The organism is Enterobacter hormaechei subsp. hoffmannii, from assembly GCF_001729745.1.
GTDB classification, from domain to species: domain Bacteria; phylum Pseudomonadota; class Gammaproteobacteria; order Enterobacterales; family Enterobacteriaceae; genus Enterobacter; species Enterobacter intestinihominis.
This window is the reverse complement of sequence record NZ_CP017186.1, coordinates 4113685-4128607: the sequence shown is the minus strand read 5'-3', so window position 1 is coordinate 4128607 and position 14923 is coordinate 4113685. Positions and strand designations below refer to the sequence as shown.

The window sequence follows — 14923 nt, the reverse complement described above, 5'->3', positions numbered from 1 at the left end:
CGCTTACCCGCCCTACAAAAGCACGCCCGTAGGCCCGGTAAGCGCAGCGCCACCGGGCAAAACAACTCACGCGATTTGCTTTCCTTCCATCAGCCGCTGCACCAGTGGCGTCATGATCAGCTCCATCGCCAGCCCCATTTTTCCGCCCGGTACCACTAACGTATTCATGTGCGAAATAAACGAACCTTGTAGCATCGCCAGCAGCCAGGGGTAATCAATGCCTTCCAGGTTGCGGAAGTGGATCACCACAAAGCTCTCGTCCAGGGAAGGGATGCTTTTTGCGGCGAACGGGTTGGAGGTGTCCACGGTGGGGACGCGCTGGAAGTTAATGTGGGTTCGGGAGAACTGCGGCGTCAGGAAGTTGATGTAATCTTCCATGGAGCGCACCACCGAATCCATTACCGCCTCTCGCGAATGGCCGCGCTCGCTCATGTCACGCGTCAGCTTCTGGATCCACTCAAGGTTAACAATCGGCACCACCCCCACCAGCAAATCCACATGGCGCGCCACGTCGTGCTGAGGCGTCACCACGCCGCCGTGCAATCCTTCGTAAAACAGCACGTCAGTCGGTTCCGGCAGCGGCTGCCAGGGCGTGAACGTGCCGGGGACCTGGTTCCAGGGCACGGCTTCATCGTAGGTGTGGAGATACTTGCGGGACTGCCCGGTGCCGCTCTGCCCGTATTCACGGAAGGTTTGCTCCAGCAGGCCGAAGTCATTGGCCTCCGGGCCAAAATAGCTGATGTGTTTACCCAGATCGCGCGCCTTGCGGATGGCCATATCCATCTCCGGGCGCGTGTAGCGGTGAAAGCTGTCGCCCTCTACCTCTGCCGCCCGTAAGTTAAGCTGGGCGAAAATCTTGCGGAAGGCGAGGCTGGTGGTAGTGGTTCCCGCCCCACTCGAACCCGTAACGGCAATAACCGGATGTCTGGCAGACATAGCAACTCCCTGACTGGAAAAGTGTAAGATCAGCCATGAAACGCGTTGCGGGGCATGATATTCACCGTCTCATGCAGTTCGGACCATACCAGCACCACGTCGCCGCTTTTAAGCTGGCGCTTCACATCGCTGACCTTTTGTTCAAGCGAACGTTCATGTTCACCATAATCGGTGCCTTCGCGCAAGACAAAGCTTTCAATCAGATTATCGAGCGTGTCGGGAGAGAGATCCTGCCAGGGAATAATCATTTTTTACCGTCCAGATAGGCCGTTAACCAGTCGGGTATACGCGTCTCAAGCCACATTTTTGGCCGACGCAGCGTGCCGCCAACAAAGCCCACGTGCCCGCCGAACTCGGTGAGCTGATACTCCACGTTATCCGGCAGATAGTCAGGGGCGGGGATCGAGTGATGATCCATAAACGGATCGTCTTTGGCGTGGATAATCAGCGTGGGTTTCGTGATTTGATTCAGTAAAGGCATGGCGCTGCACTGACGGTAATAGTCAATCGCATCGGCAAAGCCGTGAATTTTCGAGGTGATCAAATCATCAAACTCGCGCAGACGCTTCACGCGTTTGAGCTGTTGCAGCGTCACAGGCAGCGTATCCGGATAGGCCTTAAGTTTACGCGCGGCGTTGGCTTTCAGCAGGTTGAGCAGGTAGCGTTGATAGACCCGCGAAAATCCCTTTTCCATATGATAACTGCACTGCTCCAGCATAAAGGGCGCAGAGACAATCACCGCCGCATCCAGCGGTACGGCGTCGCTCTCCTTCGCCAGCAGGCAGGCCAGCATATTCCCGCCCAGCGAATACCCCACCGCTGCCGTTGGTGCTTCGCCGAAATTGTCTCTTAGCCAGCGCAGGAACCAGGAGCCGTCCTCGGTTTCACCCGAGTGATAAATGCGGTTCTGACGGTTAGGCTCGCCGCTGCATCCGCGAAAATGCATCACCACCCCAAGCCAGCCGCGGGCTTTCGCCGCCTCAATGAGACCGTGTGCGTAAGGGCTGTGCAGGCTGCCTTCCAGGCCGTGAAACACCACCAGACGGGGTTTATGTCTGGCCCGATCCGGATCTTCGCTCCAGGCGAGATCCAAAAAGTCACCGTCCGGCAGGTCAATGCGCTGCCAGTGGGGGTTGAACTGCACCTTGCGGCGGATCAGGCGCGGCAGCATGGTTTGCAGGTGAGGGTTAGCCACACCGCGCATGGGCACGAACTCTGCGCTCTCTTCGGCTGCAATGTCGAAGTCTGAAGGAATGATTTGGGTCATAAGGGCGATGCTGATTCTTGTCAGAAATTAACTATACCTTCCGAATTGTACCCCGTTTAGCCCGTTTTTCCGAAACATGAACTGATCCCGATCACATTTCTTTACCTTGATTATTACTCTCAGGCTAATGATTACGTCCTACGCTTAATTGATGCCTTTCTCACCAGAGCGCACACTTTACTCAACGTTAAGCAAATCAGAATGATGTGCTGAATCAGGAGGTTAATAATGTTATCTGGGCAAACACCCACCCGGCAATGGAACACCCGACGCAGCGAGAAAGCGCGTCGTCTGGCGTCCGTACCGGTGCAGGGCAAGGTACTGCCAACCGGCGATCTTGTCGCCATGCTGGAAAAACTGATCGCACCAGGCGACAAAGTCGTTCTGGAAGGCAACAACCAGAAGCAGGCGGATTTCCTTTCCCGTTCACTGGCCGAAGTGAACCCGCAAATCGTGCACGATCTGCATATGATCATGCCGAGCGTGGGCCGCAGCGAACATCTGGACATCTTTGAGAAAGGCATCGCCCGCAAGCTCGACTTCTCCTTCTCCGGTACGCAAAGCCTGCGCATTTCGCAGCTGCTGGAGGATGGTCAGCTCGAAATCGGGGCGATTCACACCTACATCGAACTCTACTCACGTTTATACGTCGACCTTTCGCCAAACGTGGCGCTGATTGCCGGTTTTAAAGCAGACCGTAAAGGTAACCTCTACACCGGGGCGAGTACCGAAGATACCCCGGCGCTGGTGGAAGCCGCCGCGTTCCACGACGGCATCGTCATCGCACAGGTGAACGAGCTGGTGGACGACGAGTGCGACCTGCCGCGCGTCGATATTCCGGGCTCGTGGATCGATTACGTGGTGGTGGCGGACAAGCCGTTCTTTATTGAGCCGCTCTTCACCCGCGACCCGCGCCTGATTAAACAGGAACACATCCTGATGGCGATGATGGCGATTAAAGGCATCTACGCTGAACACCAGGTGCAGTCCCTGAACCACGGGATTGGCTTTAATACCGCAGCGATCGAACTGCTGCTGCCAACCTACGGCGAACAGCTCGGACTCAAAGGCAAAATCTGTAAACACTGGACTTTGAACCCGCATCCAACGCTGATCCCGGCCATCGAAAGCGGCTGGGTGGAGAGCGTCCACTGCTTCGGCGGCGAGCTGGGGATGGAAGAGTACATCCGCGCCCGTCCGGACGTGTTCTTTACCGGTGCTGACGGCTCCATGCGCTCTAACCGCGCCTTCTGTCAGCTGGCTGGTCAGTACGCGGTCGACATGTTTATCGGTTCCACGCTACAGGTTGATGGTTACGCTAACTCCTCAACCGTGACCCGCGGCCGTCTCTCCGGCTTCGGCGGCGCACCAAACATGGGCCACGATCCGCACGGTCGTCGCCACGCCACACCGGCCTGGCTGAACATGATCACCGAGCCTGACCCGATGCAGCGCGGTAAAAAGCTGGTTGTGCAGATGGTGGAAACCTTCCAGGCGGGCGTTAAGCCAACCTTCGTGGAGAAACTCGACGCCGTAGACGTGGCGAAAGCCTCCGGCATGCCGCTGGCGCCGGTTATGATTTACGGCGATGACGTCACCCACGTGCTGACGGAAGAGGGGATTGCTTACCTCTACCGGGCGAAAGATCTGGAAGAGCGTCGCGCCATGGTCGCCGCCGTGGCGGGTATCACCGATATCGGTCTGGGCGTTGATGCCAAACGCGTGGCGGAACTGCGCCAGAGCGGCAAGGTTGTGTATCCGGAAGATATGGGCATTCGTCGTACCGATGCCACCCGCTCTCTGCTGGCTGCGGGCAGCGTGGCTAACCTCGTTGAGTGGTCCGGCGGCCTGTATAACCCACCTGCGAAATTCCGGAGCTGGTAATGAAACTTCTGCCCCAGATCCAGGTTGAAGGCGGTGCCGAATGGCTGGCGCGAACCGCCACGCAGTGTCTGATTGACGAAGCACGTTTAAGCCCGAAGCCCGGTCTGGTGGACAGCCGGGGGAACGGCGCGCATCACGATTTATCGCTTGCGCTGATGGAGCGCTCCGCTCACAGCCTGACCCCCACGTTTCAGGCGCTGGCGCAACAGAGCTGGCAGCGTCCGGCGGATATTGCCCTCAGGCAAACCGTTGGCCGCCTGGGTCGTGAAGGCGAACGGCAGATGATGGCCGCTACCGACGGCGTGAACACACACCGTGGCGCGATCTGGGCGCTGGGATTGCTGGTGAGCGCGGTGGCGATGCTGGGCGGCGATGCCCGGGCGCAAACCGTCGCGAACACCGCCGCTCAGCTGGCGAAACTGCCGGATGACGCGGCGCCGAAAGTATTCAGCAAGGGGTTACGCGTCACGCACCGCTACCGTGTACCGGGCGCGCGTGAAGAGGCTCAGCAGGCGTTTCCGCACATCATGCAGCGCGCGCTGCCGCAGCTTCACCTCAGCCGTCTCAACGGCAGCAGCGAAACGCAGGCCAGACTCGACGCGCTGATGGCGATCATGACCTCGCTCACCGACACCTGCGTGCTGTCGCGCGCCGGCATGGAGGGGCTGGATGCCATGCAGAACGGCGCCCGTGCGGTGCTGAACGCGGGAGGATGCGCAACACTTGCGGGGCAGCAGGCGCTGGCGCGGTTAGACCGTCAGATGCTGACGCTTAACGCCTCGCCGGGCGGAGCCGCAGACCTGCTTGCCGCCACGCTGTTTCTTGACCGCGTCGAAACGCCCTATTCAAAGCATTAAGAGGATGTTATGGAAAAAATCACATTGACCGTGCCCGCCAGCCGCGAAGTAAGCGGCAGGGCGCTGGCAGGGGTAGTCGGTTCCGGGGATATGGAGGTGCTTTTCACCGCCGAACCGGGCCAGACCTTAACCATTGATATCACCACCTCCGTCGACAACAGCCGTGGGCGCTGGGAGGCGTTGTTCAATCGCCTGCAAACCGTCAGCAGCCTGCCCGCAGGTAAGCTGACCATCCACGACTTCGGCGCGACGCCGGGCGTGGCACGCATTCGTATCGAACAGGTTTTTGAAGGGGTGAACCATGCGTGATGACAGCAGCTTTATCGAATTAAAAGCGCGCCAGCGTGCGCAGGCGCTGCTCGACGACGGCAGCTACCGCGAACTGCTGGATCCGTTTGAAGGCATTATCTCTCCGTGGCTTGGGCCACAGGGGATTGTTCCTCAGGCCGATGACGGCATGGTAGTCGCGAAAGGGACCATCAACGGCCAGCCTGCAGTGGTGGTGGCGATTGAAGGCACCTTCCAGGGCGGCAGCATGGGCGAAGTGTCCGGTGCCAAAATGGCGGCGGCGCTGGAGCTGGCGGCGGAAGATAACCGCAACGGCATTCCGACTCAGGCGGTACTGTGCCTCGAAACCGGCGGCGTACGTTTGCAGGAAGCCAACCTTGGCCTGGCGGCGATTGCCGATATCCACGCCGCGATCGTTGACCTGCGTCGCTATACCCCGGTTGTCGGGATTGTCGCCGGGACCGTGGGCTGCTTCGGCGGGATGTCTATCGCCGCGGCGCTGTGCAGCTACCTGATTGTAACCCGCGAAGCGCGTCTTGGCCTCAACGGCCCGCAGGTTATTGAGCAGGAAGCGGGCATTGAAGAGTATGACTCCCGCGACCGTCCGTTTATCTGGAGCATGACCGGCGGCGAAGTGCGCTATGAAAGTGGGCTGGTGGACGCGCTGGTGGGCGACGGCGTGAACGCGGTGAAAGCCGCGATGAACGAGGCTATCGCCAAAGGCGTACCGGCGAAACATCGCACCGATAACTACGACGATTACCTGAACCGTCTGACGAATTTCGACACCCGCAAACAGGCCGATGCCGAACAGATTAAAGCGCTTTTTGCCCGGGAGGTGAAATGATGACTAACTCAATTAGCCGTGGCGAACTCTGGCTGGAAACTCTGGCCCCGAACGCGAAACGTCTGGAGGGGTTATGCCCGTCCGTGCAGGCGGCAGACGGCGAGCTGAACGGTGAAACGGTGCGCTTTGTCGCCGTGGTGCCGGACGCCAACAACCACTTCCCGCGCGCGGCGCAAGGGGAAGTGGGGCTGCTGGAGGGCTGGACGCTGGCAAAAGTGGTCAGCGAAACCGTCGCCGCTGACGCCGATAAAGCCGTGAAGCGCCCGATTGTGGCGGTGATCGATGTCCCAAGCCAGGCCTATGGCCGTCGCGAAGAGGCGTTTGGTATCCACCAGGCGCTGGCCGGCGCCGCTGCCGCCTATGCCAATGCGCGGCTGGCGGGGCATCCGGTGATTGGTCTTATCGTCGGTAAGGCCATGTCCGGCGCGTTTCTGGCGCACGGCTACCAGGCCAACCGCCTGATTGCCTTCAACGATAAAGGCGTGCTGATCCATGCCATGGGCAAAGAGTCTGCGGCGCGCATTACGCTGCGTACCGTGGAGGCGCTGGAAAAACTGGCGGCAACCATTCCGCCAATGGCGTACGACATCAGCAACTACGCCACGCTGGGGCTGCTCTCCGACCTGCTGGATATCAGCAACCCGGATGCCCCTTCCGAAAGCGATCTGACGCGGGTGAAAACTACCCTGCAACAGGCCATCAGCGACGCTCGTCAGGACACCACGTTGAAAAACCGTCTGGGTGCTGACAACCGCCGCAGCTCGGCGCTCGTACGTGAACGTATGCGAGCCAGCTGGTAAGTAAAAAGAGACCTGCCAGATGCATTACCCCGTGGGCGCGCCCGTTGCGTCCACGCGGGAACCTGCATCCTGAAAATAATAAACATCGCGCCAGTGCTTAAACTTTTTTACTACAGGTGATTTATGACTTACGTAATTGTTCATGCTCTTGCACCGATTTTCGTCATCATGCTGCTGGGATTCTGGGCCGGTAAAGCAAAGATGGTCGATAACAAAAATGTTTCCCTGCTGAATATCTTCGTTATGGATTTTGCACTCCCTGCCGCGCTGTTCAGCGCCACCGTGCAAACCCCGTGGACCGGCATTGTGGCGCAGTCGCCGCTGATCCTGGTGCTCACCCTGGCGATGTGGATCACCTATGCGGCCATCTACTTCCTCGCCACCAAAGTCTTTAAAAAATCTCCGCAGGATGCAGCCGTACTGACGCTGACCGTCGCTCTGCCAAACTATGCGGCGCTCGGCCTGCCGATTCTGGGCAGCGTGCTGGGTGAAAGTTCTTCTACTTCACTCTCCGTGGCGGTCTCCATCGCCTGTGGTTCGGTGCTGATGACCCCGTTCTGCCTGCTTATTCTGGAGCGTGAAAAAGCGCGCGCCGAGGGCAATAACTCCGGTTCAACGCTTTCCATGCTGCCGGTGCTGATGTGGCGCTCCATTAAAAAACCGATCGTGATGGGCCCGCTGCTGGGTGTGATCCTGTCCGCTATCGGCATCAAAATGCCAGAGCTGGTACTGGCGGCGATTAAACCACTGGGACTGTCCGCGACCGCTGCGGCGCTGTTCCTGACCGGGGTGATCCTCTCCGCGCGTAAGCTTCAGATCAACACCATGGTGATCACTTCCACTATCGCCAAGCTGCTGATCCAGCCAGCGATTGCCTGGGGTATCGTTTTAATCTTCGGTCTGCACGGCTCCGTGGCGATCACCGCCATCCTGATGATTGCGCTGTCTGCGGGCTTCTTTGGCGTGGTGTTCGGTAACCGCTTTGGCGTGCAGTCGCCGGATGCTGAAGCCGTGCTGCTGTTGAGCTCCATACTGTGTATTCTGTCGCTGCCGCTGTTTATCTCGCTGACTTCAGGAATGTAATTATGACCACAACATTACGCCCACACGACCTCATCTGGCTTACCGCGCGGGACGCCCTGGAAGGGATTACCGAATCCTGGGTAGATGCGGCCTGGCATACCGGGCTACCGGTAGTGGTGCGGCGTGATGTTGATAATGAAGGCCGTATTCCCGTTGGCGTGCGCGGATTGCGCCGCGACCAGCGGGCGGTCGGATGGGTGAAGCCTGAGAACGTGTTGCGCGTGGTGTCGCCCGAAGAGTTGAGCGTTGCCGCCGACCTGCTGCGTTCGCCGTTTGTCACTCAGCCGCCGGTTCAGGTGGCGCTTCAGCTTGCGCAGCAGTCGTGGCCGTGGACGTGGGGGATAACCGGCAGTACGGGTTACGCGCTGGCGACCGGCATTCCGGTGATCCACGCCGATAGCGATCTCGATCTGCTGATCCGCGCCCCGCGTACCGTTTCCCCTGAGGCGTTTACTGACTGGCAGGCTCAGCTCAGCCGTGCGTTGTGCCGGGTGGATACGCAGGTGGACACGCCCGAGGGCGGATTCGCGCTGGCAGAATGGTTACGCGACGGCAAAACGCTGCTAAAAACGCAATGTGGACCGCGCCTGGTAGCGGATCCATGGCACAGGGAGGAGTAATGAAAATACTGTTTACCTTTCCGGGGCAGGGCACACAGCACGAAGGTATGCTGCAAAACCTGCCGGGAACGGAGCTGGAGCAGGCCCGTGCTGTGCTGGGGGCGGAAGTCGATACCCTGGACAGCGCATCCTCGTTAACCCACACCCGTGCGGTTCAGCTTTCACTGCTGATTGCCGGCGTGGCCTGGGCGCGCGAGCTGGAACGTCGCGGCGTGTCGCCGGATATTGTAAGCGGTCTGTCCATTGGCGCTTATCCTGCGGCGGTTATCGCAGGCTCGCTGGACTTTACGGATGCGCTGAAGCTGGTGGCGCTGCGCGGTGATTTGATGGAGCAGGCGTATCCGCACGGCTACGGCCTGACGGCGATTATGGGGTTGACCCTGCCGCAGGTGGAAAACCTGATTCAGGGGACTGGAACCTATATCGCTAACCTGAACGCCGAAACGCAGATCGTGATTGCCGGAACCGATGAAGGTATGGCGCAGGTGGCGGAGCGCGCGCTGGCGAAGGGCGCAAGCAAGGCCAAACGGCTGGCGGTGAGCGTGCCATCGCACTGCGCGCTGCTGGCGGAACCGGCGAAGAAGCTGGCAGCGGCGTTTGAATCGGTCACGCTTTCCCGTCCCCGCTGCGCGTACCTGAGCGGCAGTACCGGACGCGTGCTCTGGCAGCCGGAGAAAATTGCCGACGATCTGGCAATGAACATGGCGCGAACCGTGCGCTGGCAGGAGGCGGTGATTTCCGCTAACGAGCGTGAAGCGCGGCTGGCGATTGAGATGCCGCCGGGAGGCATATTAACCTGCCTGACGCGGCAGGCGGCGTGGGAAGGCGAATCCATTTCGCTGGAGCGCAGCGGGGTGGACGTGGCGGTGCATCTGGCGGGGCGGCTTCGTGCGTGAGTTTTTTTGCCCGGTGGCGGCTGCGCCTTACCGGGCCTACGGGTTCGGTTGTATTATTTTGTAGGCCGGGTAAGACGCAACGCGTCGCCACCCGGCAAGGCCTCAGGCTCCGTCCTGCAAACTTCTGGCATACATCCGCCCTTCCGCGGCCAATGCCCGCAGGCTCGGATCCTGCTCGCGGTTGCGGGCAAAGACGATCGCAATCAGCTGCTGCATCTGGTACGGCTGTGCCAGCTTCAGTAGCTGCACCGAATTTTCGTACACTTTCTTCATCCTGCCCGGCATCAGCGTAAACCCGACCCCCGCCTGCACCAGGCTCAGCATCGAGAAAATATCGTTTACCCGCGTCACAATCTCCGGCTCGAAACCGGCAATATGAAACGCTTCCTGAAACCCGGCGTAAGTGGCGAACCCTTCCGCGAGGGCGACAAACTTCTGATCTTTATAGTCACGCAGATCGGCGGGACCGCTGGTATTCAGTGTGGCAGAGGCCGGTGCGGCAAGGAAAATATCGTCATGGAACAGGGGCAGCACTTCGAGGCTGTTACGGTCGATATCGCTCTCGGAGATAGAGATTAAAATCGCATCCAGCGACCCCTCATCCAGCATATGGAGCAGGGTTTCGTTCGAGCCCATCGTCAGATCCATCTCCAGATCCGGACGGCGCAGCTTCATGCCCATTATCAGGCGCGGCACGGTTTCCAGCGTCAGCGAGTAAAGCGTACCGACGCGCAACCGTCCCTGGCCGATACCGGCAATCTTGCGCGACTCTTCCAGCCCGCGCTCCATCACCTGCATCACCTCCTGACAATACTCCAGCAGCGTCCACGCGGAGGGGAGGGCAATCAGGTTACGCCCTTTGTGAGCAAAGAGCGGGCAGCGGACGTTCTCTTCGAGGGTATGCAGCGCGCGGTGCACGCTGACACCGCTCAGGCCGAGCGTTTCGGCGGTACGTGCGATATTGCCCTTGTCCATGAACGTCATGAAGATGCTGAGCTTACGGAATGTAATCTCGCTCGTGGTATCGAAGCCCATAACCCTCCCGGCGTGTTAGTCGGCTTGCAGCATCGCTTCCAGCTGTTCCTGCGCGTCCAGCCATGCCATTTCGCACTCTTCGAGACTGGATTTAGTTTTCGCCTGCGTTTGCAGACAGTCCGTCAGCTCCGCTTTGCGGCTCTGATCGTACAGTTCGCTGTCGCCCAGCTTCTCTTCGACGGCGGCAAGCGTGGCGTTAAGCTTTTCCATCTCTTTTTCGAGACGGGTAATCTCTTTACGCAGCGGCTGAGTCTGGGTGCGCAGTTCCGCTTCACGGCGCTTCTGGTCTCTACGCGCCTGGGCGCTGTTGGCGTTGTCTTTCGCTGACTCTTCCGGCTGGTTTTCCTGCTTCTGCACGTCCGTCAGCCACTGCTGGTAATCTTCCAGGTCGCCGTCGAACGGTTCCACTTTGCCGCCGTGAACCAGATAGAGATCGTCGGTGGTGGAGCGGATCAGGTGGCGATCGTGCGAAACGACAACCAGCGCCCCTTCGAACTCGATCAGCGCTTCGGTCAGCGCCTGACGCATGTCGAGATCGAGGTGGTTGGTCGGTTCATCGAGCAGCAGCAGGTTTGGACGCTGCCAGACGATCAGCGCCAGCACCAGACGCGCTTTTTCGCCGCCGGAGAAACGCGCTGTATTTTCAGTCACCTTATCGCCCTGGAAGCCAAAGCCGCCGAGGTAGTCGCGCAGCTTCTGCTCCATCTCCTGCGGCGCCAGGCGCGCCAGGTGCTGGATCGGCGATTCATCGGCGCGTAAAAATTCCAGCTGATGCTGAGCGAAGTAGCCAAGCTTGATGCCCTTCGCCAGCCCGATTTCGCCGCTGACCGGGTTAAGCTCGCCCGCCAGCAGCTTGATCAGCGTCGATTTACCGGCGCCGTTACGCCCCAGCAGACCTATGCGTGAACCCGGCACCAGGTTGAGCTTGATAGAGTCGAGAATAATGCGATCGCCATAGCCCGCGCTCACTTTTTCCATCTTCAGCAGCGGGTTCGGCAGGCTCTCCGGCTCGCGGAAGCTGAAGTGGAACGGGTTATCCACGTGCGCGGGGGCAATCATCTCCATGCGTTCCAGCATTTTGACGCGGCTCTGCGCCTGCTTGGCTTTTGACGCCTTGGCCTTGAAGCGATCCACAAAGCTTTGCAAGTGCGCCACGCGCTGCTGCTGGCTTTCATACATCGCCTGCTGCTGGGCGAGGCGCGTCGCGCGCTGGCGCTCGAAAGAGCTGTAGTTGCCGGTGTACTCGAACAGGCTTTGCTGTTCGATATGAATGATTTTATCCACCACCGGGTCGAGGAAGTCGCGGTCGTGGGAGATCAGAATCAGAGTGCCCTGATAGCTCTTGAGCCACTTCTCCAGCCAAATAACCGCATCGAGATCGAGGTGGTTGGTCGGTTCATCGAGCAGCAGGAGGTCAGAGCGGCAGATCAGCGCCTGCGCCAGGTTAAGGCGCATACGCCAGCCACCCGAGAAATCGCTCACCGGGCGTTCAAGCTGTTCGTTGCTGAAGCCCAGGCCGTGCAGCAGGCTGGAGGCGCGGGAGCGAATGGTCCAGGCGTCGATGGCGTCCAGCTTGCCGTGGACGGTGGCGATGGCGTGGCCGTCGTTGCGTTCGTTGGCGGCGTTGAGCTCCGCTTCGAGCTTGCGGTATTCACGGTCGCCGTCGATAACATAGTCGAGCGCCGGTTCGCTCAGCGCGGGGGTCTCCTGGTTTACCCAGGCGAGCTGCCAGTTGCCCGGGAAGGTAAAGTTCCCGCCATCCGCGCTTATCTCGTTTTTCAGCAGTGCCAGCAGGGTGGATTTACCGCAGCCGTTTTTGCCGACCAGCCCCACTTTCTGGCCCGGGTTGATGGTAGCAGTCGCGTTATCCAGCAGGACGCGCACGCCGCGACGAATTTGTAACGAGGAGAAAACAATCATAGAAGCGCCGTATGTTCCGACTATGTTAATTTGTCATTATGATAATGTAAGGTGTGGGCCAATTTCCCCACCGGGCCGCCATGGTAGCCCAAAACGACAACAATACACAAAAACAGAACCGGGAGGGGAGTGATGTCTCAGACAGCGAAAGTGCTGCTGCTGTATGCCCATCCGGAATCACAGGACTCGGTGGCAAACCGGGTGCTGCTTAAGCCGGCCACACAGCTCAGTAACGTAACGGTGCACGATCTCTACGCGCACTATCCCGATTTCTTTATTGATATTCCTTACGAGCAGGAACTGCTGCGTCAGCACGACGTGATTGTGTTCCAGCATCCGCTTTATACCTATAGCTGTCCGGCGCTGCTGAAAGAGTGGCTGGACCGCGTGCTGAGCCGGGGATTTTCCAGCGGGGTGGGGGGCAACCAGCTGGCGGGAAAGTACTGGCGGAGTGTCATCACCACCGGTGAGCCGGAAAGCGCTTACCGTCACGACGGGCTGAACCGTTACCCCATGAGCGACATTCTGCGGCCGTTTGAGCTGACGGCGGCGATGTGCCGTATGCACTGGATGAGCCCGATTATTATCTACTGGGCACGGCGGCAGGATCCGAAAGCGCTGGCGAGCCATGCCAGGGCCTATGGCGAATGGCTGGCGTCACCGATTCCGGCGGGAGGACGCTAATGGACGGTTCGAATTTACTCCTCGCCGGGGTGCTGTTTTTGTTTGCCGCCGTCGTCGCGGTCCCCCTTGCCGCGCGTCTCGGCATTGGCGCGGTGCTGGGCTATTTGCTGGCGGGGATAGCCATTGGTCCCTGGGGGCTTGGGTTTATCAGCGATGTGGATGAAATTCTCCACTTCTCCGAGCTGGGCGTGGTGTTCCTGATGTTTATCATCGGGCTTGAGCTTAATCCGTCCAAGCTGTGGCAACTGCGGCAATCTATTTTTGGCGTCGGGGCGGCGCAGGTATTGCTCAGCGCCGCCATTCTGGCGGGCCTGCTGATGCTGACGCAGTTTTCCTGGCAGGCCGCGGTGATTGGCGGGATCGGTCTTGCGATGTCGTCGACGGCGATGGCGCTTCAGCTGATGCGCGACAAAGGGATGAACCGCAACGAGGCGGGGCAACTGGGCTTTTCGGTGCTGCTGTTCCAGGATTTAGCGGTGATCCCGGCGCTGGCGCTGGTGCCGCTGCTGGCAGGCTCCGGAGACGATCATTTCGACTGGATGAAGATCTCCATGAAGGTGCTGGCCTTCGCGGGGATGCTGATCGGCGGACGGTTTTTACTGCGTCCAGTGTTCCGGTTTATTGCGGCATCCGGCGTACGCGAGGTCTTCACCGCCGCAACGCTGCTGCTGGTGCTTGGTTCAGCGCTGTTTATGGATGCGCTGGGGCTGTCGATGGCGCTCGGGACGTTTATCGCCGGGGTGCTGCTTGCGGAAAGCGAGTACCGCCACGAGCTGGAGACCGCCATCGATCCGTTTAAGGGGCTGCTGTTAGGGCTGTTCTTTATCTCGGTGGGTATGGCGCTTAATCTTGGCGTGCTCTATACCCATCTGCTGTGGGTTATTGCGAGTGTCGCCGTACTGGTGGCGGTCAAAACGCTGGTGCTGTATCTCCTCGCGAGGATTTACGGGCTGCGCAGCTCGGAAAGGATGCAGTTTTCCAGCGTGTTAAGTCAGGGCGGAGAGTTTGCGTTTGTGCTGTTTTCCACTGCGTCGTCACAGAAGCTGTTTAAAGATGACCAGATGGCGCTGCTGCTGGTGACGGTCACGCTGTCGATGATGACCACGCCGCTGCTGATGAAGCTGGTGGACAAACTGCTGTCGCGCCGTCTTAATCCCGCAGACGATGAAGACGAAGCGCCGTGGGTGGAAGATGATAAACCGCAGGTGATCGTCGTGGGCTTTGGCCGCTTCGGACAGGTGATTGGTCGCCTGTTGATGGCAAATAAAATGCGCATTACGGTGCTGGAGCGCGATATCAGCGCCGTCAACCTGATGCGCAAATATGGTTATAAGGTGTACTACGGGGATGCGACGCAGCTTGAGCTGTTGCGCTCGGCGGGCGCAGAGGCTGCGGAGTCCATCGTCATCACCTGTAACGATCCGGAAGACACAATGAAGCTGGTGGAGCTGTGCCAGCAGCATTTCCCGCATCTGCATATTCTGGCGCGTGCGCGCGGACGTGTTGAGGCTCACGAACTTTTGCAGGCGGGTGTGAAACACTTCTCCCGCGAAACCTTCTCCAGCGCGCTGGAGCTGGGGCGCAAGGCGCTGGTTTCGCTGGGTATGCATCCTCACCAGGCGCAACGCGCCCAGATGCATTTCCGCCGGCTGGATATGCGAATGCTGCGTGAACTGATGCCTGTGCACAGCGACACGGCGCAGATCTCCCGCGTGCGGGAAGCGCGTCGCGAACTGGAGGAGATCTTCCAGCGTGAGATGCAACAGGAACGACGCCAGCTCGACGGCTGGGATGAATTTGAATAAA

General features: G+C 59.4%; 15 protein-coding genes. 10 read left to right on the top strand and 5 right to left on the bottom strand.

The window, feature by feature from the left end:
* Window positions 1-66: 66 nt before the first annotated feature.
* The 3 genes from BFV65_RS19555 to BFV65_RS19545 are packed head-to-tail and all read right to left on the bottom strand — an operon-like array spanning window position 67 to window position 2203.
* Complete coding sequence (locus tag BFV65_RS19555; RefSeq protein WP_003861663.1) at window positions 67-936, bottom strand: phosphoribulokinase; 870 nt, start codon at window positions 934-936, stop codon at window positions 67-69.
* A 29-nt stretch (window positions 937-965) separates the two neighbouring features.
* Entirely contained in the window at window positions 966-1184 is a 219-nt protein-coding gene (locus BFV65_RS19550; RefSeq protein ID WP_022649608.1) for a YheU family protein, read from the bottom strand.
* Window positions 1181-2203, bottom strand: coding sequence for a hydrolase (locus BFV65_RS19545; RefSeq protein WP_063150934.1), 1023 nt, complete (start codon window positions 2201-2203; stop codon window positions 1181-1183). Before BFV65_RS19545 ends, BFV65_RS19550 begins: the two co-directional genes overlap by 4 nt.
* A 228-nt stretch (window positions 2204-2431) precedes the next feature.
* Here BFV65_RS19545 and mdcA point away from each other — a divergent pair, with 228 nt between their 5' ends.
* From mdcA to mdcH, 8 genes are all read left to right on the top strand, one after another.
* A complete protein-coding gene (mdcA, locus tag BFV65_RS19535) occupies window positions 2432-4087 on the top strand; it encodes a malonate decarboxylase subunit alpha (protein WP_069597010.1) in 1656 nt (551 codons plus the stop codon).
* The gene (locus tag BFV65_RS19530; RefSeq protein WP_022649605.1) at window positions 4087-4944 is read left to right on the top strand and encodes a triphosphoribosyl-dephospho-CoA synthase; all 858 of its coding nucleotides are present in this window, start codon (window positions 4087-4089) and stop codon (window positions 4942-4944) included. Before mdcA ends, BFV65_RS19530 begins: the two co-directional genes overlap by 1 nt.
* Before the next feature lie 9 nt (window positions 4945-4953).
* Window positions 4954-5253, top strand: a complete 300-nt coding sequence (gene mdcC, locus BFV65_RS19525) for a malonate decarboxylase acyl carrier protein (RefSeq protein WP_000411786.1) — start codon at window positions 4954-4956, stop codon at window positions 5251-5253.
* Window positions 5246-6079 carry a biotin-independent malonate decarboxylase subunit beta gene (locus BFV65_RS19520; protein ID WP_003861672.1) on the top strand — a complete coding sequence of 278 codons (834 nt, stop codon included), beginning with the start codon at window positions 5246-5248 and terminating at the stop codon, window positions 6077-6079. The genes mdcC and BFV65_RS19520 overlap by 8 nt, the downstream gene beginning before the upstream one ends.
* A complete protein-coding gene (gene mdcE / locus BFV65_RS19515) occupies window positions 6079-6879 on the top strand; it encodes a biotin-independent malonate decarboxylase subunit gamma (RefSeq protein WP_003861675.1) in 801 nt (266 codons plus the stop codon). Before BFV65_RS19520 ends, mdcE begins: the two co-directional genes overlap by 1 nt.
* Before the next feature lie 123 nt (window positions 6880-7002).
* Entirely contained in the window at window positions 7003-7962 is a 960-nt protein-coding gene (locus BFV65_RS19510) for an AEC family transporter (protein ID WP_023307100.1), read from the top strand.
* 2 nt (window positions 7963-7964) lie between these two features.
* Window positions 7965-8582, top strand: a complete 618-nt coding sequence (locus tag BFV65_RS19505; protein ID WP_069597009.1) for a malonate decarboxylase holo-ACP synthase — start codon at window positions 7965-7967, stop codon at window positions 8580-8582.
* A complete protein-coding gene (gene mdcH, locus BFV65_RS19500; protein WP_069597008.1) occupies window positions 8582-9478 on the top strand; it encodes a malonate decarboxylase subunit epsilon in 897 nt (298 codons plus the stop codon). The genes BFV65_RS19505 and mdcH overlap by 1 nt, the downstream gene beginning before the upstream one ends.
* A gap of 102 nt (window positions 9479-9580) precedes the next feature.
* Here mdcH and BFV65_RS19495 read toward each other — a convergent pair whose 3' ends face one another.
* Window positions 9581-10513, bottom strand: a complete 933-nt coding sequence (locus tag BFV65_RS19495; RefSeq protein WP_022649599.1) for a LysR substrate-binding domain-containing protein — start codon at window positions 10511-10513, stop codon at window positions 9581-9583.
* Between the two features lie 15 nt (window positions 10514-10528).
* Window positions 10529-12433, bottom strand: coding sequence for an ABC transporter ATP-binding protein (locus tag BFV65_RS19490; protein WP_063152845.1), 1905 nt, complete (start codon window positions 12431-12433; stop codon window positions 10529-10531).
* Window positions 12434-12565: 132 nt separating this feature from the next.
* Here BFV65_RS19490 and kefG point away from each other — a divergent pair, with 132 nt between their 5' ends.
* Both kefG and kefB read left to right on the top strand, forming a co-directional pair.
* Window positions 12566-13117 (top strand): glutathione-regulated potassium-efflux system ancillary protein KefG, encoded by a 552-nt coding sequence (gene kefG / locus BFV65_RS19485; protein ID WP_003861686.1) that lies wholly within the window; start codon window positions 12566-12568, stop codon window positions 13115-13117.
* Window positions 13117-14922 (top strand): glutathione-regulated potassium-efflux system protein KefB, encoded by a 1806-nt coding sequence (kefB, locus tag BFV65_RS19480; protein ID WP_003861688.1) that lies wholly within the window; start codon window positions 13117-13119, stop codon window positions 14920-14922. The genes kefG and kefB overlap by 1 nt, the downstream gene beginning before the upstream one ends.
* Window position 14923 lies beyond the last annotated feature (1 nt).